Annotated in this window: 20 protein-coding genes, 1 pseudogene and 1 riboswitch; of the genes and pseudogenes, 4 read left to right on the top strand and 17 right to left on the bottom strand. The window is 33.1% G+C overall.

The features are described from left to right. Positions 1–357 precede the first annotated feature (357 nt). From ILS93_RS00520 to ILS93_RS00485, 8 genes and pseudogenes are all read right to left on the bottom strand, one after another. Positions 358–1,889: pseudogene (locus ILS93_RS00520) on the bottom strand (alpha/beta hydrolase). An 831-nt stretch (positions 1,890–2,720) separates the two neighbouring features. Continuing rightward, positions 2,721–3,053 carry a DUF898 family protein gene (locus tag ILS93_RS00515; RefSeq protein WP_000402399.1) on the bottom strand — a complete coding sequence of 111 codons (333 nt, stop codon included), beginning with the start codon at positions 3,051–3,053 and terminating at the stop codon, positions 2,721–2,723. 515 nt (positions 3,054–3,568) lie between these two features. Next, positions 3,569–3,877, bottom strand: coding sequence for a heterocycloanthracin/sonorensin family bacteriocin (locus ILS93_RS00510; protein ID WP_222659602.1), 309 nt, complete (start codon positions 3,875–3,877; stop codon positions 3,569–3,571). Between the two features lie 445 nt (positions 3,878–4,322). Beyond that, positions 4,323–5,012, bottom strand: a complete 690-nt coding sequence (tenA, locus tag ILS93_RS00505; RefSeq protein ID WP_098112046.1) for a thiaminase II — start codon at positions 5,010–5,012, stop codon at positions 4,323–4,325. A gap of 124 nt (positions 5,013–5,136) precedes the next feature. Then, positions 5,137–5,242: riboswitch (TPP riboswitch) on the bottom strand. A 72-nt stretch (positions 5,243–5,314) separates the two neighbouring features. Beyond that, on the bottom strand, positions 5,315–6,229 hold the full coding sequence (gene ddlB, locus ILS93_RS00500; protein WP_064475969.1) for a D-alanine--D-alanine ligase: 915 nt from the start codon (positions 6,227–6,229) through the stop codon (positions 5,315–5,317). Between the two features lie 4 nt (positions 6,230–6,233). Further along, complete coding sequence (pdxR, locus tag ILS93_RS00495; protein ID WP_222659600.1) at positions 6,234–7,682, bottom strand: MocR-like pyridoxine biosynthesis transcription factor PdxR; 1,449 nt, start codon at positions 7,680–7,682, stop codon at positions 6,234–6,236. A 160-nt stretch (positions 7,683–7,842) separates the two neighbouring features. Further along, positions 7,843–8,886 (bottom strand): homoserine dehydrogenase, encoded by a 1,044-nt coding sequence (locus tag ILS93_RS00490; protein WP_064475345.1) that lies wholly within the window; start codon positions 8,884–8,886, stop codon positions 7,843–7,845. A gap of 88 nt (positions 8,887–8,974) precedes the next feature. Further along, entirely contained in the window at positions 8,975–10,216 is a 1,242-nt protein-coding gene (locus tag ILS93_RS00485) for an esterase/lipase family protein (RefSeq protein WP_098112107.1), read from the bottom strand. 268 nt (positions 10,217–10,484) lie between these two features. Here ILS93_RS00485 and ILS93_RS00480 point away from each other — a divergent pair, with 268 nt between their 5' ends. Further along, positions 10,485–10,826: a DUF3914 domain-containing protein gene (locus tag ILS93_RS00480; RefSeq protein ID WP_064475343.1), complete on the top strand. Its 342-nt coding sequence runs from the start codon at positions 10,485–10,487 to the stop codon at positions 10,824–10,826. A gap of 75 nt (positions 10,827–10,901) precedes the next feature. Here the strand turns inward: ILS93_RS00480 and ILS93_RS00475 are convergent, their stop codons facing one another. From ILS93_RS00475 to abc-f, 5 genes are all read right to left on the bottom strand, one after another. Beyond that, the gene (locus ILS93_RS00475; protein WP_142328896.1) at positions 10,902–11,573 is read right to left on the bottom strand and encodes a lipoprotein BA_5634 family protein; all 672 of its coding nucleotides are present in this window, start codon (positions 11,571–11,573) and stop codon (positions 10,902–10,904) included. Positions 11,574–11,641: 68 nt separating this feature from the next. Continuing rightward, positions 11,642–13,576, bottom strand: coding sequence for an ABC transporter permease (locus ILS93_RS00470; RefSeq protein ID WP_222659598.1), 1,935 nt, complete (start codon positions 13,574–13,576; stop codon positions 11,642–11,644). Then, positions 13,551–14,321 (bottom strand): ABC transporter ATP-binding protein, encoded by a 771-nt coding sequence (locus ILS93_RS00465; RefSeq protein ID WP_064475968.1) that lies wholly within the window; start codon positions 14,319–14,321, stop codon positions 13,551–13,553. The genes ILS93_RS00470 and ILS93_RS00465 overlap by 26 nt, the downstream gene beginning before the upstream one ends. Before the next feature lie 274 nt (positions 14,322–14,595). After that, complete coding sequence (locus ILS93_RS00460; protein ID WP_064475340.1) at positions 14,596–15,189, bottom strand: GNAT family N-acetyltransferase; 594 nt, start codon at positions 15,187–15,189, stop codon at positions 14,596–14,598. Positions 15,190–15,209: 20 nt separating this feature from the next. Beyond that, on the bottom strand, positions 15,210–16,838 hold the full coding sequence (gene abc-f, locus ILS93_RS00455; protein WP_222660535.1) for a ribosomal protection-like ABC-F family protein: 1,629 nt from the start codon (positions 16,836–16,838) through the stop codon (positions 15,210–15,212). Between the two features lie 504 nt (positions 16,839–17,342). Between abc-f and ILS93_RS00450 the strand changes: the two genes are divergently transcribed. Continuing rightward, positions 17,343–18,332, top strand: a complete 990-nt coding sequence (locus tag ILS93_RS00450) for an aldo/keto reductase family protein (protein ID WP_222659596.1) — start codon at positions 17,343–17,345, stop codon at positions 18,330–18,332. Between the two features lie 71 nt (positions 18,333–18,403). Here ILS93_RS00450 and ILS93_RS00445 read toward each other — a convergent pair whose 3' ends face one another. Further along, positions 18,404–19,303, bottom strand: a complete 900-nt coding sequence (locus tag ILS93_RS00445) for a LysR family transcriptional regulator (protein WP_222659594.1) — start codon at positions 19,301–19,303, stop codon at positions 18,404–18,406. Positions 19,304–19,670: 367 nt separating this feature from the next. Between ILS93_RS00445 and ILS93_RS00440 the strand changes: the two genes are divergently transcribed. Continuing rightward, positions 19,671–20,297 carry a DUF6518 family protein gene (locus tag ILS93_RS00440; protein ID WP_098094867.1) on the top strand — a complete coding sequence of 209 codons (627 nt, stop codon included), beginning with the start codon at positions 19,671–19,673 and terminating at the stop codon, positions 20,295–20,297. 466 nt (positions 20,298–20,763) lie between these two features. Here the strand turns inward: ILS93_RS00440 and ILS93_RS00435 are convergent, their stop codons facing one another. The 3 genes from ILS93_RS00435 to ILS93_RS00425 form a co-directional block, all read right to left on the bottom strand. Then, positions 20,764–21,747, bottom strand: coding sequence for a sensor histidine kinase (locus ILS93_RS00435; RefSeq protein WP_222659592.1), 984 nt, complete (start codon positions 21,745–21,747; stop codon positions 20,764–20,766). Beyond that, positions 21,744–22,451 (bottom strand): response regulator transcription factor, encoded by a 708-nt coding sequence (locus tag ILS93_RS00430; RefSeq protein ID WP_088046637.1) that lies wholly within the window; start codon positions 22,449–22,451, stop codon positions 21,744–21,746. Before ILS93_RS00430 ends, ILS93_RS00435 begins: the two co-directional genes overlap by 4 nt. A gap of 126 nt (positions 22,452–22,577) precedes the next feature. Beyond that, the gene (locus ILS93_RS00425; protein ID WP_098111717.1) at positions 22,578–23,492 is read right to left on the bottom strand and encodes an acetamidase/formamidase family protein; all 915 of its coding nucleotides are present in this window, start codon (positions 23,490–23,492) and stop codon (positions 22,578–22,580) included. A gap of 156 nt (positions 23,493–23,648) precedes the next feature. Here ILS93_RS00425 and ILS93_RS00420 point away from each other — a divergent pair, with 156 nt between their 5' ends. Continuing rightward, positions 23,649–24,077, top strand: a complete 429-nt coding sequence (locus ILS93_RS00420) for a cell wall hydrolase (protein WP_064475333.1) — start codon at positions 23,649–23,651, stop codon at positions 24,075–24,077. Positions 24,078–24,100: the final 23 nt, after the last annotated feature.

Here is a 24,100-nt window from a genome sequence, read left to right as displayed (position 1 = left end):
TAGTAAAAAAATATCTGATTGGTTAAACTCTTGATATTAAGAATGTTTTTATGATTATTTGGTATTAGTGTGTTCTAAATGATAATGGCTATTATTGAAGATGACATATAAGCGATTATTAAACGATAGTCCTTCTACATCATAGATAGAAAGAATACCGTTTTTTCGTTTAGAGTATTTGTATATACTTCAAAATATTAAGACGCTAGGCATAGATCATGCCCCAAGGTTTGAGAATCTAAAGTATTTGAATAAGAAACTTTACTCCGTTCGTTATAGTTATTCACATCATAATATATTATTATTATTTCTACCTTAAGAACTGAAAATAGCTATTTAAAAATATGGCTGCTAATTTCAGTTCGATCTTCCTTGCACCCAAGTAGCAATATCATTTATAACATACTCAGGGATATTAGCGGGACTATAATATTCATCCGGTTTACTTAATTCTCCATCTCCTTCTGTAAAGAAGTGATTTAACTTTGGATATAGTCGATAATCAATGTTATCTCTCTCTTTTAATTGTTCTTTCCAATAAGGAATTTCAATTTTTGATAGAACTTGATAGTCTCTTTCTCCTTGAAGAATAAGAAGCGGTGTTTTTTGTTTTTTTGACATTTCTGCTGCTTTAATTTTACGGATAGAATCCCAATATACTGGTGGTCCTAAAGAAAAACCCTTTGGCGGATTCTGACTAGAGAAATTAGGATCCTTTAATAATTCAAACTGCGATTTGTAAAATTTATATTCTTCTGGTTTCATTTCTCCAATAGAAAGACGATACTCCAGTTGATCTAAAACATTGTCTGTGAATGCCTTGCCCGCTCCTCCCATCACAATTGCCCCAGCAATATTTTGATTTTGATTTTTTTCAATTATCCTCGGAATCATCATTCCACCTTGACTATGACCAAGAATATAAATTTGATTCTTATCTATCATAGGTTCATTTTGAAGAAAATGAGTCACAAGAAGTGCATCATCTGTTGTCTCTTTATCAACTGTATAAAAAGGACTAAGTTCTGTTTTCAATCTATGTTCATAGGTTCGTTTATTATAGCGAAGAACAGCAATTCCTTTCGAGGCAAGACCTTCAGCTAAATCACGAAATGGTTTTAAAGCATACGTTGCTGAATCCTGATCGGCTGCTCCAGCTCCATGAACAAGAATAACCGCTGGAAAAGGACCCTTTCCCTTTGGAACAGATAATGTTCCTGGTAATGGAAATGCACCACTTCCAACTACTACTTCTTTATCAACAAATGATTTAGGATTACTATATGATGGCCGATCTGCAACAGGACTAAACGGCATACTGAGTTGAAAATCATCTATTTTTCCAGATGGATCTAGTTTTATTAGTAAAGGTACAGTAATTTGTTCAAAAACTAAGTTAATCTCTACATTTGTATGAACAGAATTTGTCTCTTTTTGTGTAACCTCTCCAATTTCTATAAAAGAACCTTTTTGTAATTGCGTAGGAAGTTCTTCCCAATAGTTCTTCAACCATTTTTCAGATATTATTTTCTGTAATGATCGAGAAGTTAAATCAAATGCAGATTTATAATCTTCAGTATGCATAGAACAGACAAATGAAAAAGCAGTAGATATAACGGGATTTCCCTCTTCAATATTGTCTATTTTTTTATATTTGTGTTTGTTTCCTTTAATGTCGATTTAATTTGGTGACTAAACGGATTATTGTATGTATTTGGATATAAACTTCTTTTCAATACGTCCTTATTCCGTCCCTCAAACAAGTTTGAATAATCCTCAAAATTTTTAGGTGACATTACTTCCTCCGCATATGAAACCGAAGGAATAGTTATCGCACAAATTGCACTGACAAGTAATAACTTACTACCCATTCTTTTTTTCGTACTCATATATATTAATTCTCCCTTCAAAATTAAAATTTTTAATACAGCATGCCTAGTACTATAAGGTCATAGATATTTTCAAGGCGATTAATAATCTACTTTACGATCCCCCTAACAGGTTAAAAAACTATTATAAACAAACTTCAATTTAAAATGCCTTCGCTCTCTTTTCCACATGTATGTTAACTCTAGAAATTACTTATTTTCTTTAAAACACTCTTGTTACTGGTTTGTTTTTCATATATAAGTCGTACCCTTTTCCCCCTTCGCGCCACTTTATATTTTTATCATATACAATGAAAATCTCTTTTTCCTTACCTATTACTTACAAATTCCTTACATCCGAAATTGCTTTTATAATAGTACTGCAGGAACCACTGTGCCCGAAAGCGCAAAAAAAGAAACACCAATGTAATTTGCTTTGGTGCTTCTTTTTCAGGCTTTAAATTTTGATTATTTTTCTTGCTATGTAACACAAATTACATTGTGCTATATGATACAATCCTAATGTTGTTAGAATCACTTTTTTAAATGGTAAATTTATACTAGAAGGTACTCATATCCAACAGTTTAAGAAAAAGAAAAGTCTCAAAATAACTAAATGTAGAAACAGAAAATTTTCATTTAAGGATGACTTCAAAACCATTAACTTAAGAAACGGATATTCTTCAGAGCGAAAAATAAAAAGGTTTCTTTCAAAATGTATGGAATTTTTGTTCTGGAGGTATTCATATTTGTTAACTGAATGAGCATGGGCTATTTATCTATATTTTCGTTTTTCATACCATAAATAAAAATACCAGTCGTTATAGACTGGTATTATAAAGCTAATGTTTTTTAATTTATAAATGTAGTATTTTTTACTTTCCAGTCTTCAAGTTTAATGAAAACCCAGAATGAGTAGATTCCTAGAGTGATAATTGATAAGAGCAACCATTTTATCCAATTACCAAACAAGCCTACAGCAGAACCATTGAATTTCATACGGTGCCCGTTAACTACTGTATGATTTATTTTCCAACCATAAACCATACATAAAGCCCAAGGGTAACAAATACCAAGGGTAAAAACTGTAATAAGTACACCAAGGATACTCCAACCAATAAAGCTGAATAATCCACCATCAAAAAATGAGTGGCGACCATTTTTTAATTCAGAACCGATTTCCATAAAAAAACTCCTAACATATATACATTCATAATGACAAAAACAAATTATATCACAATAAAATGGTTTCAGGTCTATAAATCGTAATATAAAGTAAAATAAAATTTAAAATTCTTTTTGGATCGAGATGTTTAATTCAGAAACGTAAATATTTTCATTGGATTGGTTTTGTTCTTAGTGGAAATGGATTCTTAGCCTTGGTTGTAACAATTTATAAGGTGGTAAGATTTTTTTTATGATTAAGTTTAATTATATGAGAAATATGAAAAAAGAAAGAAGGGCTGATAGCAGCCCTTCTTTTTGGTTCTGGTGCAATAAATTTACTTACGAAAGTCCAAGATCGCGTAAAGGGTATAGAACATAAAAAAGACATTTGATTGTTGATTTGAAATAAAGTCACAATGTTTATAAAAAGGTGGGATAACTTGTTTCTTTAAATGAAAGGATGCTACATGTGTTTTGATTGATTTTTACAAAAATTGTATAATGCTTCACTAATGGATTCCTTTTTTCTCTTATCAATATTCATATGTTACAATAGTACCAGTTGTATCAGTAGTACCATTAAAACCACTAAAACAATTAGAACAACTACCACAGCCGCCACAGCCACCACAACCAAAACAACCGAAGCAACCAATACAACGGAATCCACCACAGCGACCGCCACAACCACCACAACCACCACAACCGCCACAGCGACGAGCATCATCTTCAATATAGTAATATGGATATTGGTTTTGCTGGTCCCAATACACAATATTTCCAGATTGGTAATCATTAAGGCTTAACGCTTGTAGTTCTTGTTGAAACTTATTCATTTTCATGACCTCCGTTTATAAACTTCAACCTTTTCAATGCTTCCCTATATTTCTGTTCGTTCAATCTAAGTAGAAATAGCGCTATAAAGTGAAACTTTAATCAGTGGGGGTTTTGTTCATCCCCCACTGATTATTAGTTGAACCAATCGGACGTTTACGGACAGTTGATCTCCCACTTAACTTCTTTGCTCCAACTGAATTTTGAGGTGGGAGTTTTACTGTCCGTTAACGTGGGATAAATTAAGTTCAATACGTACACCTACAAAATATGACCTATCACTAGATAATGCACCTTGTTCATATACCTATTTTTAGGTTATTTTTCCATAGGCTCATTTTTATAAATTGAAAAAAGACGCACTTAGATTGATGCGTCTTTTTGCGATACTTCTTTTATGAAATCATATACATAGGTATTATCCATACCTATGTATAGCAATACCCCTACTCATTATCCAATGACATCTTCTACTTCTGTATTCACTGGCCACTTTTCTAAAGTATAAGCCATTTCCCAAAATGAATATTCATATTGACTGCTAATAATGAAATGCTGTTTCATTCGCTTACGGTCAGATTCTGTTACGTTTTCAGCGATAGTATCTAATCTTGTAATTTGCTCTTCAACTAGCGTACGGAACCAATCAGATCCATAAGCAGAAATCCATTCGTTATAAATTGGCTCTTCTGGCTGACACTCTTTTAAACGCTCACCAATTTCATAATATAACCAATAGCAAGGTAAAATTGCTGCAATGATATCACCTAAATGTCCTTCATACGCAGCACGATACATATGTGACGTGTACGCATATGCAGTTGGAGCAGGGATAAAATTATCTTTTTCTTCTTGTGTAATCCCTAGTTTCTTCGCAAAATTCTCATGTAAAGATAATTCTGCTTCATATGTATTTTGAGCATGGTGTGCCATACGAGCTGTCGTTTCTAATTCTAGAGCCTTTGCAGCTCCTAAAGTTTGTACTCTAGCGAAATGACTCAAATAATATGAATCTTGAAGCACGTAATAGCGAAAACTAGCTAAATCTAACGTTCCCTCGCCAAGTTTTTTTACAAAAGGATGATGAAAACTAGCTTCCCAAATTGAATCTACTTCTTTACGTAATGATTGTGAAAAAGTCATTTAAATCCCTCCAAGTAATTTATTTATTATACGTATTTATCCACAGTTATTAACGCTTTAAAATAAAAAAACTTTCTTTACAGACGTAAAGAAAGTGAAATTGACAGTATTTATTCATAAAATAGTAATGTCTTTCCCACTTCCCTACGCTGGCATTAACCAGATCAGGTACTAAGAGTCTCAAATTCTCATTTGATCTCAGCCTATATTAGGCCCCCCTAGTGGATAAATATTAAGTTTTCGTATTGTATTCATCATAACATACTTCATGTTACTGTCAAAAGTATTCATGATACCGCTACTTAAAATCCTTCTTCTTTTCTTACTCTCAATGAAGTTTCAATAATCATATCTAATAGTTTACTATAATGAATACCAGCTGCATCTGCACTTTTCGGTAGTAAACTTGCTTGTGTCATCCCTGGTAATGTGTTAATCTCCATTACATATGGAATACCATCCTTCACCATCATATCCACTCTTGCATAAACGCTGCATTTTAATGCTTTATAGCAAGCCAGTGACGCTTCGTTTACACGTTCCTTCAATTCTCTTGGAAGTTCGATAACTTCTTCAATTGTACTAACATCATCATATTTTGCATTGTAATCAAAGAACTCAGCTGCATGTCGGATTGAAATAATAGGTAACTGTTTTCCATCAAAAATGGAACATGTAATCTCATCACCTTTTATATACTTCTCTATTACTACTTCAGAATCCCATTCAAACACAGTTTCGAGCATTGAAATTAATTCATCTTTATCATATACAATCTTTACCCCAACACTTGATCCGCCAGAGTTGGGCTTTACCACTAACGGAAATCCTAACTTATCTAATTCATCAAGATTTAGATCCGCCATTTTTGTAAGTTCAATCCAATCGGGTGTTTCTATACCTTCATAGCGTAAAATCTTTTTCGAAATATTTTTGTCCATACATATACCGCTAGATAACATATTGCTCCCGCTATAAGGAATCCCTAAACTTTCAAGCGTGCCTTGAACCGTCCCATCTTCCCCGTATTTTCCGTGTAATGCGAGGAGCGCAAAATCAATGTCTTTCGCTTTTTCGATTAAATCCATTTTTTCATTTAATGTAATTGGTACGATTTCATATTTATTTTTATCTAAATTTGCAATCATTTCATTTCCAGTCATAATTGATACTTGTTTTTCAGAGGATACTCCACCCATAATAACGCCAATTCTCATTTCCTCAACTCCAAATTTCATTTTTTATTGTATCACCGATTATTTTTATTCCACGAACTATTTCTTCTTCTTTCAGACGTGAAAACCCTAATCGAAAAGTAGTCGCTCCTCCTCCATCAGAATAAAAAACATCTCCAGGAGAAAATGTAACCCCTTGCTCATAACACTTTTGTAAAAGTGTGCGGGCATGAATTTTTTCTTCTAACTCTATAAATAAATGAAGTCCACCATCACCGGTCATTCTTTGAAACGGAATGTACTCGTTACACGCCCCAACAGCTAACTCATATTTTTTCTTATAAACTGATCTTGCCTTTTTTAAATATTTTTCAAAATATCCTTCATATAAATATTGAAATAGAACAGCTTGATCTAACGTAGATGTGTGAATCGTTCTTGCTCTTTTTACACTTTCTAAATGATGAATCAGTTCTTTATCTGCGATAATCCAGCCTACACGTAAACCAGGGAAAAGTACCTTTGAAAAGCTACTAATATAAATTACATTATTACCAGCTCCAGCAAAAGTTAATAATGGTGCTAAATGCGAACCTGAATAACGTAGCTCCTCATTAAATCCATCTTCTATAATAGGAACCTTATATTTTGAGAATAATCTCATCAGTTCCGTTCTTTTCTCCGAACTCGTAACAATACCGGTTGGATTATGATAGGAAGGAATTAAATACGCGAAATCAAACTCTTTTTCACGCAAACTTTTTTCTACTTCGTTTGTATCGATGCCATCTTCATTCATATTAATTCCGTGAACTTCAAGTCCATGTAAACGGAAAAGCTTCAATGCCGCATGGTGAGTTGGATTCTCACAAATAACCCGCCCTGATTTCTTCGATAACGAGGATAGTACGATGTCTAATCCTTCTGTAAATCCATTTGTAATTAAAATATCTTTGTTCGAAATATCTACACCTTTCATTTCCATATAATGAAGTAGATAATTCATTAAAGGTCTATAACCTTTTGCGTATCCGTAGTTTAATACGACATCCCCTTCAATGGACATACGAGTAAGAAAAGCTCTTTTGAAATTTTCCACATCAAATAGCTTTTCGTCCGGAGCAATGCTATTAAAAACAATCATTCCTTTTTCCCAGCGAACACCATGTTTCATTAAATCTAATTCATCCGCTAATAAGGTAACTGTATTAAGTTTATTTTTCCAATCTATTTCAACAGACGAAGTGTTCGATATATCAACCTTCGCTACAAAATTCCCTTTACCTTTAACTGCATAAATGAGTCCTTCTTGCTCTAAATCTGCATAAGCAGCGAGCACAGTATTTCTGCTCACACTTAGTAATTCACTTAGTTCCCTAGTTGAAGGGATTTTTTGATCCCCGAGCAAATGACCTTTCATAATCATCTTTTTCAAATAATCTTTCAATTGAATATAAACAGGACGATCTTTCACAACTTTAAAATCTTTAAACAATTCCTTACCCCCTGCAATCATTTTTGCATATTTATTTCTTTCTCAAAAGGTCCACTACATATGTATTTTTTATAAAGGGCGGTACGGTCTTATAAAGTGGAACTTTAATCAATGGGCTGTTTATCGCCCACTGATTATTATCCCTCACGAACCAGGTGTTTTACTGCCTGTTACTAAGTGATAAATCTTTACGGTATAAGTTAATTATATCTTTTAAAGCTGCTGCTGCGGCTCCGCGTGGATTTGATGCACCACCAATTGTAGTAACTTGCCCCATCGTATCAGTAAAGAAGGTAATTCCTTTTTCTGTCCCATTTACATTTGCTAGCGGATGATCTTTATCTATTTCGTGTGGTTCCACATGAAGAGCCACTTTACCATCCTTATCCGTATATGCTGAAGCTATTAATTTAATATATTTATTATGGTCTTTAGCATTTCGAATTAGTTGTTGTGTAACATGTTCGATTCCTTTTATATGTATATCGGTAAGCGTATTTTCTGTTCCCATTAAACTGTTTGTCAAAAGTAACAATTTACACGCACTATCAGAACCACTTACATCTAATATTGGGTTCGTTTCAGCAATTCCTTTACTTTGCGCTTCTTTCAGTGCTTCTTCAAACGTAATATCTTCCTCATTCATTTTTGAAAGAATATAATTTGTAGTCCCGTTTAATATTCCTTCTATTTTTTCAATATGGCATCCAGCTAAACTAAATTGCCCAATATCTAGTGTCGGTAATGCCGCAGCAGTTGCACCACTATATCGAATTCGTACATTTGCGATTTTTGCTGCTTCATTTATTTCTCTCCAGTTTGTAACGAGTGCGCCTTTTGAAATTGCGACAATATCCATATGTTTCTCAATCGCTTGTTTTATATATTGTTTTCCTGGATTTCCATCTTTAAGGTTTGTAACTGTTGATTCTACTAATACAGTTCCACTTATGCTAGTTGTTGCTCGTTCCTTCGGATGATGTTCAATATATTCTTCAATTGCAGCGCTACCGCCACCATACATTAATAAGTGATGAATAGATAATCCGTCCTCATTATGTATTGCAACATTTCTACCTAATACACCACTTACCACTAAATCTATTCCATATATTTCATTTATATATAAATTTTTTTCATTTAATAATTTTATAAACTCTCTTCCTACTGTTCCATATCCTGATAATACAACTTTTATTTTCATAATATACCCCCCATATTTTTCTACCATATCCCTCTTTCAATATAATATAAAGCGCTCTCGAATTCCATCGAGAGCGCTTTATTATTACCTATTTTGGTAATCTTGATAACTTTTCTGCAATTGTTCTATAAAACTCTTGAATGCTAGAAAAACCTAACGTGTCTGAAACACTAAGTCCTACCATATCGAGATGGTCCCAATTTGCTTTCGTTTCAATATGATTCCATTTTCCAATCTGTAAAGTCTCATTATTATTTACCGAAGTGTTAGAAGAAGGCGCGATCATAGAATTTGTATTTACTACACCATCATTTTGCCACCAAGAAGTATCAATGAATGGACGGTTTTCTTCATATCTTGCATAGGAACCTAAGAAAAATGCATTACCCATTAACACTTTATTCATCGTTATATGAGGTAGATGTAAACCTGTAATAGGTGCTGCTTGTGATGCATGTCCACTATAGGATAAGTAATACACATCTGATTGCGTCTTTACCCAATTATTAAGCTCCTTTGCACCATCTGTACTTAAATCCCATTGACTTATATCTTTTGTATCTTTCCAAAGTGAACTATTTACAATACGATCAGTGTATTGGAAAAAAGACTCTCCAGTATTCTTTTTTATACCCCATTGATCCAATTTAAAATCATATAACGATAAATTATTATTCCCTCCAAAACTTGCAGCTGTAATAAGCAAATCTTTAACGAACGGTACTAGAAGACTACCATCCGCAAGTGTCGTGCCATTGTGAGGAGTTGCTAATGTTGTCACACTATGAACAAATGATTTCTTGCCCTCAAATAGTGGTGAAATATTCGTGTTCGGATGATTTTTCACATAATTTTTTTCTTCAAAACTACCTTCTTTTAATAGCTGTACTAATGTTCTAATCGTTTGTCCACCCATGCTATGCCCAACTAAATGAACTTTATTTGTTTCACTCCAATTCGATGCAAAACCACTATAAGTTCTGCCAAAACGATTATGTCCATGTTTCTCAGCATGTGCGGCACCGTAGTCTACTGTACCACCGTTAATTTGCGCATATAATTCACATGCGCGATCCCAGTTACTAGAAACAGGTCCAACAGCAGCAGTATGTACTGTATAGCCACTTCTTTTTAATTCTTCTTGTATATCATGAACACCACCCCAATATTTAACCCCTAACATTTCCTCTCTACCCCACCCTGCAAATCCATTCACTAGTATGATAGGGTAATTATTTTGTTGCTTCTCTTCAGCGTATGTTGTTTTTACTGTGAACGAAAAAACAGTCACTAATGCGAAAAAACATATTTTTAAAATTAACTTCCCCATTCTTTCTCCCCCTTAATAAAACGTTTACATATTTCTATTAAAAATAAGTTTTTAACTTAAACATAATGTAAAGTATTTTATATACATTGTATATACAGAAAACATACACAAATGTTGATAAATATTAATCCAAGTAAGCATTTACCTTTTACAATACAACTTGTAAATCTTATTATTTGAATTTATAATTAGGTTTAGTTTCCTCAAGTTAAATAGCTTTAAAAATTATAAGAAAGCTAATTTCATTACTTAAGGAGGAGGAAAAAGCATGCAAATCGGAATAAATACTCATACACTATCTCAACCTACTAAATTAACCCCTACTTCTCTTGAGCGTAATATTATCTCTTCTAGTAAACTTGAAGATAAAAAATCAAATGATCCAATCAAGTTTGATATTCGTTCATCTGAAAAAGAAATGAAACAACCTGAGCATAAATTTAACGAATTAGATTTATGGAAGATGTTAAAAGATAAAGGTGTTCCTTTATGGATCATACTTGAAATGCTACAAAGGTCTCGTAAGGAAAAAGAATCTCAAAATAATTCAGTTCAAAATTCAAATGCGATTGAAGAACCGAGCGAGACGCGATTAAATGAAGTAATGTAAATTATGTTATCTAAATGGTCTAAAATAAAAAAGGGTTCAAGACTGATAAAATCCCTATCAACCTTGAACCCTTTTTTATGATTTTTCTCCAATCGTGACAAATTGAACTGATACTTCTTCCTCAAAATCTTTAATTAACTTTCTTACTTTTACATATTCATTAGTCAATATATTATCTGTCGACATTTTAGGTTTTTCGTCACCTAAAGATTTTTTCAGATGAAGAAGTTGCATTTTTGTTTCATTTGCCTGTATTTCTTTATATACACTATTGCTCGCCACAATTACATACCATAGTGTTCCATAATTTCGATTATTACCAAGCCAAGCATCACTATCATATGTAACTGGTATCACTTTTCCTTCTATTTCAATACTTTTTATATTCTTTTCTTCTTCATTTATAAATAATAGTGAACTTTCTTTTGGAAAATTCGGTAACGTATCTAAAGGTTTAGAATGAGATGAATGATCTCTTTTACGAAAAATTTTTGCTTTAATCATCGCTTTTGCAGTAGATTCATTTAACATTAAAACCCTTTTTTGGTCAAATTTACCTGTTTTCACCGAAAAAACTTCAAGTTCTTTCGTATTTTCCTTATAACGATTCATAATTGTTGAAGTATGATTCTCATCTCCAATGATTAATACGCCGTTAGTTGGAAATCTGTTTTCATTTTTAGAGCATGCACTTAAACTTATTAAAATTAATATACTTAATATGAAAATAGAGAGTGTTTTTTTCATCACAGTTCCTTTCATAACTCAAAATGTTTTTTTACATGCTTTTCTGCAATCTTACTTGCTGATATTCTCTACTGTTCCATAGTTTTATAAAGCTTTTGTAAGTAACGCCAACGAGTTATAAAGAAATATAAAACTTGTATACATATAAATGAAATTAAAATTATGATAGAGCTATTCATAATAGAAAAATCGACTAATTGTTGTAATGCCAAATAAGCGACCACAGTATGAATCACTGCAATAACAATCGGTAAGAAGAACATTAATACTAATTGTCTTGTTACAACTTTTTTCAACTCTCGTTTACTTAATCCCATTTTCGAAATCATCTTATATTGCTGCTGATCGCGGTCCAAATCAGTATATAACCGGAAATAAATAAAACTAGCAGCGAAAGTAAAGAAGACGATTCCAACTAAAACACTTGCCATAAGTAATAACCCATTCGTTTGTTTTGCACTTAACAACTCTATAGTTAGTGCTCTAAATTCAAAATGTATGTCTCTAGGATCTTGATCGAATATGTCACTTAATTGGTTTGAAATCTCTTTTGTTTTTATCCAATCATCTACAACAAATCCATAAGTTCGATATTGAATAATATTTTCAAAATCTAGATTACTATTAAGCGGAATTTCATCATACACATGATCTTGAATCGCAATATTAATCCCTTCCGTATCGTGTGGCAAAACTAAATTATCTACAGTTTTTTTCACATGAAATGTCTTTGTCCAATCGCCTTGAATGACTTCAATATTCTTTTTATAATCACCATTTTTAAACTCTTGTTTTTGTGATACAACTCCAGGGATTAATAACATTTCATCTTCTTTTTCAATCGTTTCTTGTTGGTACCCGAGTGCTCTCGCAAGTTCGTTATATTCACTTAACTTCATTACATTTACATTACTTTCTGTATAAATATCTGAAGTGGAAGCCATTCGATATGGAATATTAGAATCAGCAAGATGTTTTTTTATAATCGAGAGATGTTTATCCGTTATTTTATTTTTATCAGGAGCTGTATACAGAAATGTATACGGGTTTGTCATCCTTACCAAATCTTTGTTTCCAAGAGCTGCTGTCGTGCCAATTGCTGTAAAAGCAACTGCTGAAATAATAGATACTATAAAAAACATTGTTGCATTATCTTTCATACGGTATATTAATTCTGAAAATGTTAATATATTGGTTCTCTTTAAAAAGAAAGATTCACTCCTTTTCACAAGATGCAATATATAAACGCTACACTGTGTATATAAAAAGTACGTTCCTATAATTACTAGGAGCACACCCATTCCGAGCGTAATAAAACTATAACTTGGGATAAAGCGAAATACTAAAATATAGCCATATCCTATACTAAATAAAGAAAAAATTGATAATAAAATTGACGATTTCGGTTCAGGCTTTGGCTTTTCCCCTGCTTGAATAAGTTCCACAAGTTCTGTTACTTTTATCATTTTAAAAGTAACTAGCGAAACAATTAAAAATAAGAATAGAAACGTGATGCCAGTTAATAATACCGCCTTCACTGGCATATAAAAAGGTAAGCCGTTACTAATCATTAATACACTGGCACTTATTAATAAAACTAGTTTAGAAAATACGAGACCGATAAGAATCCCAACACAAATCGAACCAAGTCCAATTAACATATTTTCAATTAACAATAACTTCTTAAGCTGTCTCATTGACATACCTTGCATCATTAAAATGCCAAATTCTTTCTTACGCGTTTTTAAAAACGAACTCACTGAATATAGAATAAAGAAGAATGAAAAGACAAAAATCAAACCTTGAGAAACTTCAAATCCTAATGTACCAAATGTACTTATTGTTTTACTTGTCGATTTCAACTCCCCCTGTAAATCAGGATGGAATAATAAAAGAGTATACGTAAAGAAAATCATAATAGAAAATGCACTACTTAAAAAATGGGCAGCATATGTACGCTTATTGCGAAAAATATTGTTAAATGCGAACTGACGAAAAGTCATGCCTTTTCCCTCCTAACAAAGAAAGGACATCCATAATCTTTTGATAAAATGTTTGCCTGCTTTCGCCACAATAAATTTCGTTATATAGTTGACCATCTTTAATAAAGATTACTCGGCTGCAAAAACTCGCTGCATACGGATCATGAGTCACTAACATCATCGTAGCTTTTTCTTCCTTATTTAGAGTATCTAACATCTCCATTACATCATTTGAAGATTTAGAATCTAAATTCCCTGTTGGTTCATCTGCAAGTAATAATTGCGGCTTATGAACAATTGCACGAGCAATTGCTGTTCTTTGAGCTTGGCCTCCTGATATTTCAAACGTTCTTTTATTCAATATATCTGTAATATTTAATTTCTCTGCGATTTCTTGTATGCGTTTGTTCATTTCTTGCACAGAAACGCCATCTAATGTCATCGGCAATACGATATTTTCCTTCACTGTAAGCGTGCTAAGTAAATTAAATGATTGAAAAACAAATCCTAATTGTTTCCTACGGAATAAAGCTAAACCTTCTGATGATAACTGGAAAGGATTTGTACCGTTTATTAATATTTCTCCTGAGGACGGAGAATCGATAGTAGATACCATATTTAATAATGTAGTTTTCCCGCTACCAGATGGCCCCATGATCCCTATAAATTCACCTTCTTGAATTGATAAATCAATATCTACTAATGCTTTAAAAGGTATTTTCCCTTTATATACTTTACTAATATTTTTCGCATGTAAAATTTCCATTTCTATTCTCCCTTCATTTGCACTTCTCACAATAGAGTGTAAATGAATTGTCTTAATGCTCATATTGATTCATCTTTCATTTATCTTACACGCTTGTAAGATTTCTAAAAAAACTGACAATAAAACTGTTTTCAAACTAAAATTAACGCATAACTATCTTATAATAATTGTATAGTGGTAGAAAATACAATTGTATATCAAATCTTTATTATATAAATGCAAAAAAGCTTAGAGTTTTAGTTCTAAGCTTTTTTGCATTGCATAATCGCTCCCTTTAAAGAGCACTATTTTTTATCCATCCGGATTTACTCAATACATAATGATTATAAATTTGATTTTCTATCACCTGTTGACCCAAATAAGTAAACCCGCATTTTTCAATAACTTTATTTGATGGCACATTTTTAATTAAAGCAATTGCGTTAAGGACATCCACATTTGTATTTTCAAACAAATAACCGATCAAGCCTTTTGTCGCTTTCGTTGCATAACCATTATTATGATATTCACTTGAAACAGCATACATAATTTCTCTGTTCGGTGAAGGAAGCTCATCTTTCATACCTGTGCAGCAACATCCAACAAATTCATTTGTGGTTTTCTTAAATATTCCTAGTCTTAATATGTGATCATCTATGTTAGTCCTAGTTCTAACAGCATGAAGAAACGCTTTGTTTTCTGGTATATCATCATTTGTAACCCAATTAACTCTTTGTTCTATCGTTGATTTCCAGTCTGGTAAAAACTTTTCTATTTCTGGTTCATTTGATATTTTATAAATACTCTCTGCATCTTTGACCGCAAACTCTTGTAGGTATATATCACCACAATCTATTTTAAATAACTTAGTCAAGCTCTCTTCTCCCATTTTAATCCCCCTTCCTTACGTTAAAGCGCCTTAATCTGCTTCGTAAGGTCCATAAACCGTTCATCTAGTTCTTTATATTCTTTGTCTTTAGAAGTTAAAAAGCTTAATTTCCCTAATACTTCTTGTCTTTCTGTTTCTAACGTTAAACGTAACTCTTCAATTTCATCTCTTGTTTTCGTAGGTTCATCGAGCTGCTTTTGTATCGTATTGTTTAAAAACACGAGTTTTGTATTAGTTATTTTCTCCAGAAAATATCGATCGTGAGAAACGATAACAAGTGTTCCGTTATACTCAGCTAATGTATTTTCAAGCTGTTCACGTGAAGGAAGATCAAGGTGATTCGTCGGTTCATCTAAAATAAGTACATCTTTTTCATCTAAAATATAAGCCATTAGCTTACACTTTACTCGTTCACCCATACTCATATGTCGAATCGGCTCTTTCCATTGGGAAGATTCAAATCCTAAATGTTTCATTAAATTTTGGACTTTTCCTCTTTCTTCAAATGTCTCTTTATAAAATAAATCTTCTGGTGTTTTATCAAGTGGTAAATCAAATACTTCTTGTGTTAAATAGCCGATATTTGCTGAAGGTGAAATCCATACTTCTCCTTCAACAGTTTCTGTTCCCATAATCATCTTCAGTAAAGTTGTTTTCCCGCTACCATTTGGTCCAATAATCGCAACCTTCTCACCGTGCTGGATTGTAAAATTAACGTTTTCAAATAATGTACGTTTATTAAATTCTTTCCGCAATTGTTTTACTTCTAAGAAACGTTTTCCTACTTTTTTACTCGCTTGAATAGAAAATTCAACTGAATACTCTTCTTTCACACGTTCTACTTTCGTTTTTTCCAGCTCTTTTTCAAGGCGTTTTCGTTTCGATTTAACTTGCGCGTCCATTCGCTTCGCCTTTACACGATAAAATTCTTTCACTCCTTCTTGTTTTGTAGACTGCGCATGTGCCTTTTGTGACCATGAACTTAATTCTTTTATATGAGTTTCTACTTGTTCTATCTTCTTTTGTTGTTTTTCATATTCACGCTGCTGCGTCATTCTTTTCTGCTCACGTGCTTTCATATAACTCGTATAATTACCACTATAATCAATTAATTTCTTATCCTCAATTGACCATATTCTTGTTGCGATAACATCTAAAAAATATCGATCATGTGATACGACGAGAACTGTACCTTTCATGTTTTTTATTTGTTTAATGAGAAATTCCGTACTCATCTCATCTAGATGATTTGTCGGTTCGTCTAAAATTAGGACATTAGGATTTTCGGCAAACCCTTTTGCCAATCGAACTTTCAGCTTTTCACCACCACTTAAAGTAAGAAAATCATTCGTTGGCACGCCCCATTTTGCAAGGAGTTCCGCTTCTTTTGCAATTATATCCTTACTAACGAAAAATTCTTTTTCTTGTTCAACATATGCTGTTGTCATATTCATTTGCATCCATTCAACAGTACCTTTTGATGGTTCAATTTTCCCATCTATTAATTGAAGTAACGTTGATTTACCAGCCCCGTTTTTACCAATTAACCCGATAACATCCCCTTGTCTTACTGTCACATTCATTTTCTCTAACAAAGTGTTTTCCTTTATTTCAACATAAACATCATTTAATTTTAATAGTTCTTTCATAATACCGATCCCTTTCATTAAGGGAGAATAAAAAAATCCTCCCAAATAAATTTGGCAGGATTAGTCGTTAAAATATTTATACCCAAATAAGCTATTGCGTAACATAAATAGCAATACCGTTGTATGGAAATTGGGCAGACTAATCCTATTTTTTATAAATTGAAATTTATTGAATTTCAACATTTAAAAATAAGATTAGTTAATCATCGTCCACCCATCATTCCTTTCCGTCGTTAATAACCATATTGTACCATGATAGTACTGTATGAGTAAATGCAATTATATGTGCTGCTATAAAGATTGCTTTCTTTTAGGTCTATTTATCATTTCTTAACTTCATATTTAAAAAGTACAAATTACATTTGCTTTAGATTTCCCTAGTAATAAACTTCTAAGCACTCCCTCTTATATAATTTTTATATAAATTTATGATTAATTATATATTATACAGACTACATTTCAGTTCTTATAATAAAGTTATCATTTTCAAGGAGGGATTCTACAATGGAATTTAGCAAACTAGGAAACAGTGGATTAACAGTAAGTAAGATTGCATATGGTAACTGGATAAACCATGGTGGAAAAGTAAATGAAGATACTGCAAATGAATGTGTGAAAGCCGCATTAGATGTTGGGATTACAACGTTCGATACTGCAGATGTTTATTCAGACACTATTGCTGAGGAAGTGCTTGGCCGCTCTTTGAAAGGTATACGCCGAGAAAGTATAGAACTTTGTACAAAAGTATGTCATCCGACCGGACCTGGAAAAAATGATCGTGGATTATCACGAAAACATATTATAGAAAATTGTAATGCATCGTTACAACGGCTACATACAGACTACATTGATGTCTATTATGCACATCGATTCGATACAACAACACCTCTGGAAGAAACAATGTTAGCTTTCTCAGATCTTGTAAGACAAGGGAAAGTCCTTTATTTAGGCGTAAGTGAATGGACATCGGAGCAAATCACACGCGGTGCAGCACTTGCACGAGAATTGAAAATCCCTCTTATTGCTAGCCAACCTCAATATTCGATGTTGTGGCGAGTTATAGAAACTGATGTGATTCCAACATGTCAACGTGAAGGACTTGGCCAAATTGTTTGGTCTCCACTCGCACAAGGTATTCTCACTGGAAAATATCAACCAGGTAAACCACTCCCCGCCCAATCACGTGCTAATTCAGATGCAGGAAAACCATTTTTCAACAAACTCGTACAACGTTGGATGAGTGATGATGTACTTACTGCAATACAGAAACTTAATCCTATTGCAATTGAAAATAATCTTACCTTACCTCAACTCGCAGTTACTTGGGTACTACAAAATCCAGCTGTTTCCTCTGCAATTATTGGCGCTTCAGATCCGGAGCAAATAAGAGAAAATGTAATTGCTTCTAGTGTTACATTGTCACCTGAAATTATGGGTCAAATTGATAGTGTACTAAAAGGTTTCATTGAGTATGACCCAAGTAAAACAGGTTAAATCGTCGTGACTTGACAATAAATATAGTACCTTTCCCAAATCACTACTGCCCATCCAATCAAGATGGGCCTTTACTTTTCAAATTCAAATTGTGAAGTCGTATAAATCTCTCTAACAACTGCTAAGAAGTTCTCGAGCACGACAGAATTTTCATCCTGCCTCCATCCAGCGTATAAGTTTATTTCCGGTGTATGTTCCTCAATTTCTTTATATATGACTCCCGATTTTTTATAACTTTCCACCGATGATGGAACGACAGAAATCCCCATTCCTGCTGCAACTAAATTAACAATCGTCTGCATTTGAATTGCTTCTTGAACAATATTTAAACTTACTCCATGCTCCCAAAAGTAACTAATAATTAAATCATAAAAGTTAGTACCTAAATGACGAGGAAATAAAACAAATGGTTCATCTACTAGTTCTTTAATAGAAATATTAGGTAACGAAACTAATGCGTGATTTTCATGTAAAACCAATTTTAAACGTTCTTTAGAACAGACTTCGGAAGACAATATTTCATTATTCTGCTTAGAACGAATAAATCCAATGTGAATTTGTTTTTCATAGAGTGCTTTTATTTGCTGGTCTGTTGTCATCTCGCGTAATATAAGCTGAATTTTAGGAAAGCGTTCTCGAAATGTTTTTAATATGTTTATAACCGTTTCTGTAGAATCGACAAAACCGATGATTAAATACCCGATTTTTCCTTCCTCTACAAGCTGAGTTTCTTTAATAGTTCTTTCTACTTGAAGCAGCGTTTGTCGCGCACCTTCTAAAAAGATTTTCCCCGCATTGGTAAGTTCAACCATCCTTTTTGTCCTGTGAAGAAGTTGAACACCTAATTCTTCTTCCAATTTTCGAATTTCTTGACTTAAAGGCGGTTGTGCCATCATAAGACGTTCTGCCGCACGGCTAAAGTTTAATTCTTCTGCCACTGTTATGAAATATTTCATTTTACGAATATCCATTACAATCCCCCTAACATTCACAACTAGTAAAAAATCCCTCCTTCTAATAAATTATAAATAAAAACAGGAGGAAACTATATCAATCCCTTTTCGTTTCTTTTTTATCATAAATCATTTCATGAAAATACGAGAGATTTATACTAAGTTGAATTACATGTTTTGGGCAATTTCATTACTTGCATATACTATTTGATTTACTATTTGGTTGCGTAACGAGTACTTGATATTTTATTCACCCAATTATAAAAACAAAATGTTATTCGTTATCCAACAATAACTTATTGTTTTTCGATAAATTTTTATTGATTACCCCCCTATAATAAGCTATTATATGTTTGTAGAAAATATTAATCTAAGGATTGATTTAATGGACAGGACATTAAAAATCACAAAGTTAAATATGTTTTTAAGGATTTTTCTCATCCCGATTATAGTAGGGATAATTGTTGGTATACTAACTAAATTAGGGCAAAGTATACTTCCAGGACATTGGAATTCATTAGCTAATCTAGGAAGCGTTTGGTTAGTTCCATCCTTTTTTGTGGCTAGCTTTAGTTATTCTAAGCGTACAGCTATACTTTCTGGTATCCTTGCACTACTTGGTATGGTATTAGGCTATTATGGTTATGCAATAGTTATTAAAAATGTAGCTCACTCTATTTATTTTATATCTGTATGGATTGTATGTGCATTTATAGGAGGAACTATCTTTGGAATTGCAGGTTTTCTATGGAAAGATACTACAAATCCACTTCATAAATTCGGAAGCGCGCTTATTAGTGGAGTTTTTGTAACGGATGGACTTCACATTCTTTTAAATTTTGAAGAATATAGTCACATGTTACCTGTTGGATATACCGAAATGATAGTCGGGATTATCTTGGTTCTTGTGTTAGAACGCTCTAATGCTAATCGAATTTCTTCTTTCTTAATGATGGTTCCTATCACTATTTTAGGATTAATTGGATATACATTATTAAGTTTGTTTACTTAATTACAATACTGTATCATGAAAAAACAAAAGACTAATTCTATTATAATCCACAAAACATATCACGAATTCGAATATTATACTTATTAATGTTGATACACCTATCCATAGGATGGATTCATGAAGCTATCTCTTTCAAAAGGGGGGCTTTTTTCTTACAAAAACTATTTATCAGCTTTTTATTAAATACTTCTAATTTAAAGATCGTATTTATTAGCGTGTCATTATACATACTAAGATGACTTTTTACCATTTCATATAATCGCTATAAAGTGAAACTTTAATCAGTGGGGATTTTCTCCATCTCCCACTGATTATTGGCCCTCACCAATTGGACTTTTATGGGCAGTTGATCCCTAACTTCTTTGCTTTCGCTGAATTTTGAGGTGGGGGTCTTACTGCCCATTAAAGCGGGATAAAGTAAGGATAAAAAACTTATCTCCAAAGTTCTTTAGCCTAGTTCACTTATTTACACATTAAAAAATATAATTCGTACAACGGTACCTTTACCAACTTCTGAATGGATTTCTACACTATGTCCTAATTGTTTCGTAATTTCATATACAAGATATAGCCCCATTCCAGTTGATTCTTTAAAATCCCTGCCATTTTCTCCTGTAAAGAAAGGTTTAAACACTCTTGGTAAATCTTGCTTCGGTATCCCTACGCCATTATCGGCAATTTCAAGTATAATTGTATTACCTTCCTTACAAGCTTTCACCTTAATCTTTTCTCTACTACCTGATGAATATTTAATCGCATTCGATAGTATTTGTCCAATTAAAAATTGTAACCATTTCGCATCACTTTCTACACTAATGTCCTTATCAATTTTAAGCTCTGGATATACAAAATTCCGGATAAAAAAGCGTTTATGTTCATGTACAGAATCATTCACTATTTTATGTAGTTGTACTTTTTCCACATAAAAATCTTGTGTAAATGCTTCTAAACGTGCGACATACAGAGCCATATCTAACCCCTTTTTCAGCCTATCTGTTTCCTCATTTATACTTTCAAAACGTGAATCGACTTCATCTTGTGTAATTAATTCTATTACAGATAAAGGTGTTTTCATTTGATGAATCCACTGATTCATAAAAGTTAAATGATCATTATTTTTTCTCTCTTGTATTTGCAGCTGGTATTGATAATGTCGATATTGCACCTCAAGTAGCTCTTGAAGCGCAGTAGATAAAACTGCAAAATCTGATTTTTGAACAGAATCATCCAAAGAATGCAACGGATTTGCTAATCTTTCATAGAACGTACGATGAGTAAAGTAACGAAATACTAAATAGCCTACCATAAAAAAGACACCTAAAAACATTGCATATAATGCCGTTGCAATATGGTTATGCCCATCAAACCAATATACAAGAAATATGGCTAGTAATTGGATTGCTGTAAAACAAATAATTGGTATATGATCACGAATAAATAATCTTATCATTTCTCCATACCAGTATCCCAAGTAATATGTAATCTATAACCGACACTACGAATCGTTTCAATCGCATCTTCAATCTGTAAAGTTTTTAACTTTTTTCGCACACGTGTTGTATTTACACTTAATGTATTATCATCAACATAGGATTCGCTATCCCACAATTTATTCAACAACACTTCTCTACCCACAACACGCGGATAATTTTTCATTAACATTTCTAATAAAATGGCTTCATTTCTCGTTATATCAATCTCTTGATTACGCAATTTCAATACAAGCCTTTCAGGATATAAACAAAGACCTTGTTGCTCAACCATCCGTTCTTCTATTTTCGGTGCATAATCTCCATAAGCACGTCTTAAATGACTACGAACTTTAGCCATTACCACTTCGTAATGGAAGGGCTTTGAAATAAAATCATCGCCACCGTTTTCAAGCGCCATAACTTGATCCATCGTGCCTTCACGAGCCGAAATAAATAATATCGGACATGTAGAAACTCCGCGAATTTGACGACACCAATAGTACCCATCAAAACTTGGTAAATTAATATCTAATAAAACTAACTCTGGTTGTTCTTCTAAAAAAATGTTTAATACATTTTGAAAATCCGATACAATAATTCCTTCATACCCGTATTTCGCGACATGTGTTGATAATAGTTCTGCAATTTTCATATCGTCTTCTACAATCATAATTTTAACCATCATTTTACTCCTTTTTTAATCCACAATCTTATATTCAATGATATAAAATAAATACTACCTGTTTTTATATCATCCGTAAATCAAAAAAGGATACTTTTATACAACAGCATCCTTCTTCTATCATTCTTATTTAAGATGAAATTTACTCAAACTAAAACCTAGCTTCTCCACATAATTCATACTTAGTTCCATTCGTGCTGTTTTCAGTGGATCTACAACTTGGCAAACTCTTAAATCGCCTGCAGCTGATAATAAAAGTGTTGCATCAGCTTTAGACATTTCTAATTCCTTATGTAAAAATGTCACCATATTACGTACAGCGCGATTCGCTGCATCATCTAACAATTTCTCTGAAGCAATCGTCATTATTTTTTCTTTTTGGATCGCCATTGGTAGTGGCCATTTCTTTCCTTTTATAATTTGAACTGTAACAGTTACCTCACCAGCAACCTCTACTCCACTAACACCAATTTCACCATCACCCATCGCCGCGTGTAAATCACCTAATGCTAATAGGGCACCAGGAACATTTACAGGTAATAATAATGTTGTCCCTTCTTTTATTTCTTTACAGTCCATATTCCCGCCGTGATCATGCGGTGTGCCACATGAAATACTCTCTTCTTTCGGCGCAGTACCAATAACACCGATCATTGGATTAATCGGGATTTGTAGTTCATTTGAAAACAAAACATGTTCATTATGTATTGGGACGATTTTCACTGTATTTTCGTTTAGATCTTCACCCATTACGCCAAGATTCGCTCCTGTAGTTAAAACACCTTGCTCTGCAATTTTAATCTTTTCAATCATTACAACTAATATATCACCAGGTTCTGCACCATTAATATATACAGGCCCAGTCGCCGGATTAATTCGGTTCCAATCTAATTCTTGAAACGCAACATCTTCAGATTCAATTTGATTTTCAAAGCAATCATATGTTTCAAATACAAGACGACTCCCAATTTCTACTTCCATACACGGCTTATTTTCTGGTGACATTGCGTAAATAATATGGTCTTTATGAATTCGATACACGTTATCTCTCCCCTTTTACATTAGTCTACAATTACTAATTAGCTTTTTTCATAAAAGCTAATTGTGAAAATTAATGAATTTACATATAGAAAAGCACTTAGCTTATTTTCATACATACACTCTTTACTATAACAGATAAAGAAAGGTGGTAGCACTATGCCCCTTATTCCATATAACGAAAGTGATGTTGATTTACTAGCTCGTTTAATTCGTGCAGAAGCTGAAGGAGAAGGTCGACAAGGTGAACAACTTGTTGGCTGCGTAGTAGTAAATCGTGTATTTTGTGATTGCTTAGATTTTAAACAGCTTCGTTCTGTACGTGACGCAGTATATCAAAGTCCCGGTGGATTTGAAGCAGTGCAATACGGATATTTTTATCAGCGTGCTCGTGATTCTGAAAAAGAAATTGCAAGAAAAGTTTTACAAGGTGAATGGCGCTGGCCAGCACGATGGGCTCTTTGGTATTTCCGTCCAGTTGGATCTTGTCCGCCTGAATGGTATAACCAGCCATTTGCGGGACAATTTAAAAGTCATTGCTTTTATGAACCACGTGGTGATGAATGTCCGAAAATGTATTCACGGTAGCAAAATTTGAAACGCAAGTACTT

Source organism: Bacillus sp. 16GRE42 (genome assembly GCF_019837435.1).
In the GTDB taxonomy this organism is placed as follows: domain Bacteria; phylum Bacillota; class Bacilli; order Bacillales; family Bacillaceae_G; genus Bacillus_A; species Bacillus_A wiedmannii.
Note: the sequence above shows the minus strand (reverse complement) of the source record. Positions and strands in the feature narration are given on the sequence as shown.

Bases quoted from the DNA above. Each gene is read 5' to 3' on its own strand.
- ILS93_RS00435 (WP_222659592.1), bottom strand. From the start codon at position 21,747: ATGATAAGATTATTTATTCGTGATCATATACCAATTATTTGTTTTACA.
- ILS93_RS00420 (WP_064475333.1), top strand. From the start codon at position 23,649: ATGCCCCTTATTCCATATAACGAAAGTGATGTTGATTTACTAGCTCGT.
- ILS93_RS00460 (WP_064475340.1), bottom strand. From the start codon at position 15,189: ATGGGAGAAGAGAGCTTGACTAAGTTATTTAAAATAGATTGTGGTGAT.
- ILS93_RS00440 (WP_098094867.1), top strand. From the start codon at position 19,671: ATGGACAGGACATTAAAAATCACAAAGTTAAATATGTTTTTAAGGATT.
- ILS93_RS00490 (WP_064475345.1), bottom strand. From the start codon at position 8,886: ATGAAAATAAAAGTTGTATTATCAGGATATGGAACAGTAGGAAGAGAG.
- ILS93_RS00515 (WP_000402399.1), bottom strand. From the start codon at position 3,053: ATGGAAATCGGTTCTGAATTAAAAAATGGTCGCCACTCATTTTTTGAT.
- ILS93_RS00475 (WP_142328896.1), bottom strand. From the start codon at position 11,573: ATGAAAAAAACACTCTCTATTTTCATATTAAGTATATTAATTTTAATA.
- ILS93_RS00480 (WP_064475343.1), top strand. From the start codon at position 10,485: ATGCAAATCGGAATAAATACTCATACACTATCTCAACCTACTAAATTA.
- ILS93_RS00445 (WP_222659594.1), bottom strand. From the start codon at position 19,303: ATGGATATTCGTAAAATGAAATATTTCATAACAGTGGCAGAAGAATTA.
- ILS93_RS00510 (WP_222659602.1), bottom strand. From the start codon at position 3,877: ATGAAAATGAATAAGTTTCAACAAGAACTACAAGCGTTAAGCCTTAAT.
- ILS93_RS00450 (WP_222659596.1), top strand. From the start codon at position 17,343: ATGGAATTTAGCAAACTAGGAAACAGTGGATTAACAGTAAGTAAGATT.
- ILS93_RS00485 (WP_098112107.1), bottom strand. From the start codon at position 10,216: ATGGGGAAGTTAATTTTAAAAATATGTTTTTTCGCATTAGTGACTGTT.
- tenA (WP_098112046.1), bottom strand. From the start codon at position 5,012: ATGACTTTTTCACAATCATTACGTAAAGAAGTAGATTCAATTTGGGAA.
- ddlB (WP_064475969.1), bottom strand. From the start codon at position 6,229: ATGAGAATTGGCGTTATTATGGGTGGAGTATCCTCTGAAAAACAAGTA.
- ILS93_RS00465 (WP_064475968.1), bottom strand. From the start codon at position 14,321: ATGGAAATTTTACATGCGAAAAATATTAGTAAAGTATATAAAGGGAAA.
- ILS93_RS00470 (WP_222659598.1), bottom strand. From the start codon at position 13,576: ATGACTTTTCGTCAGTTCGCATTTAACAATATTTTTCGCAATAAGCGT.
- abc-f (WP_222660535.1), bottom strand. From the start codon at position 16,838: ATGAAAGAACTATTAAAATTAAATGATGTTTATGTTGAAATAAAGGAA.
- ILS93_RS00430 (WP_088046637.1), bottom strand. From the start codon at position 22,451: ATGGTTAAAATTATGATTGTAGAAGACGATATGAAAATTGCAGAACTA.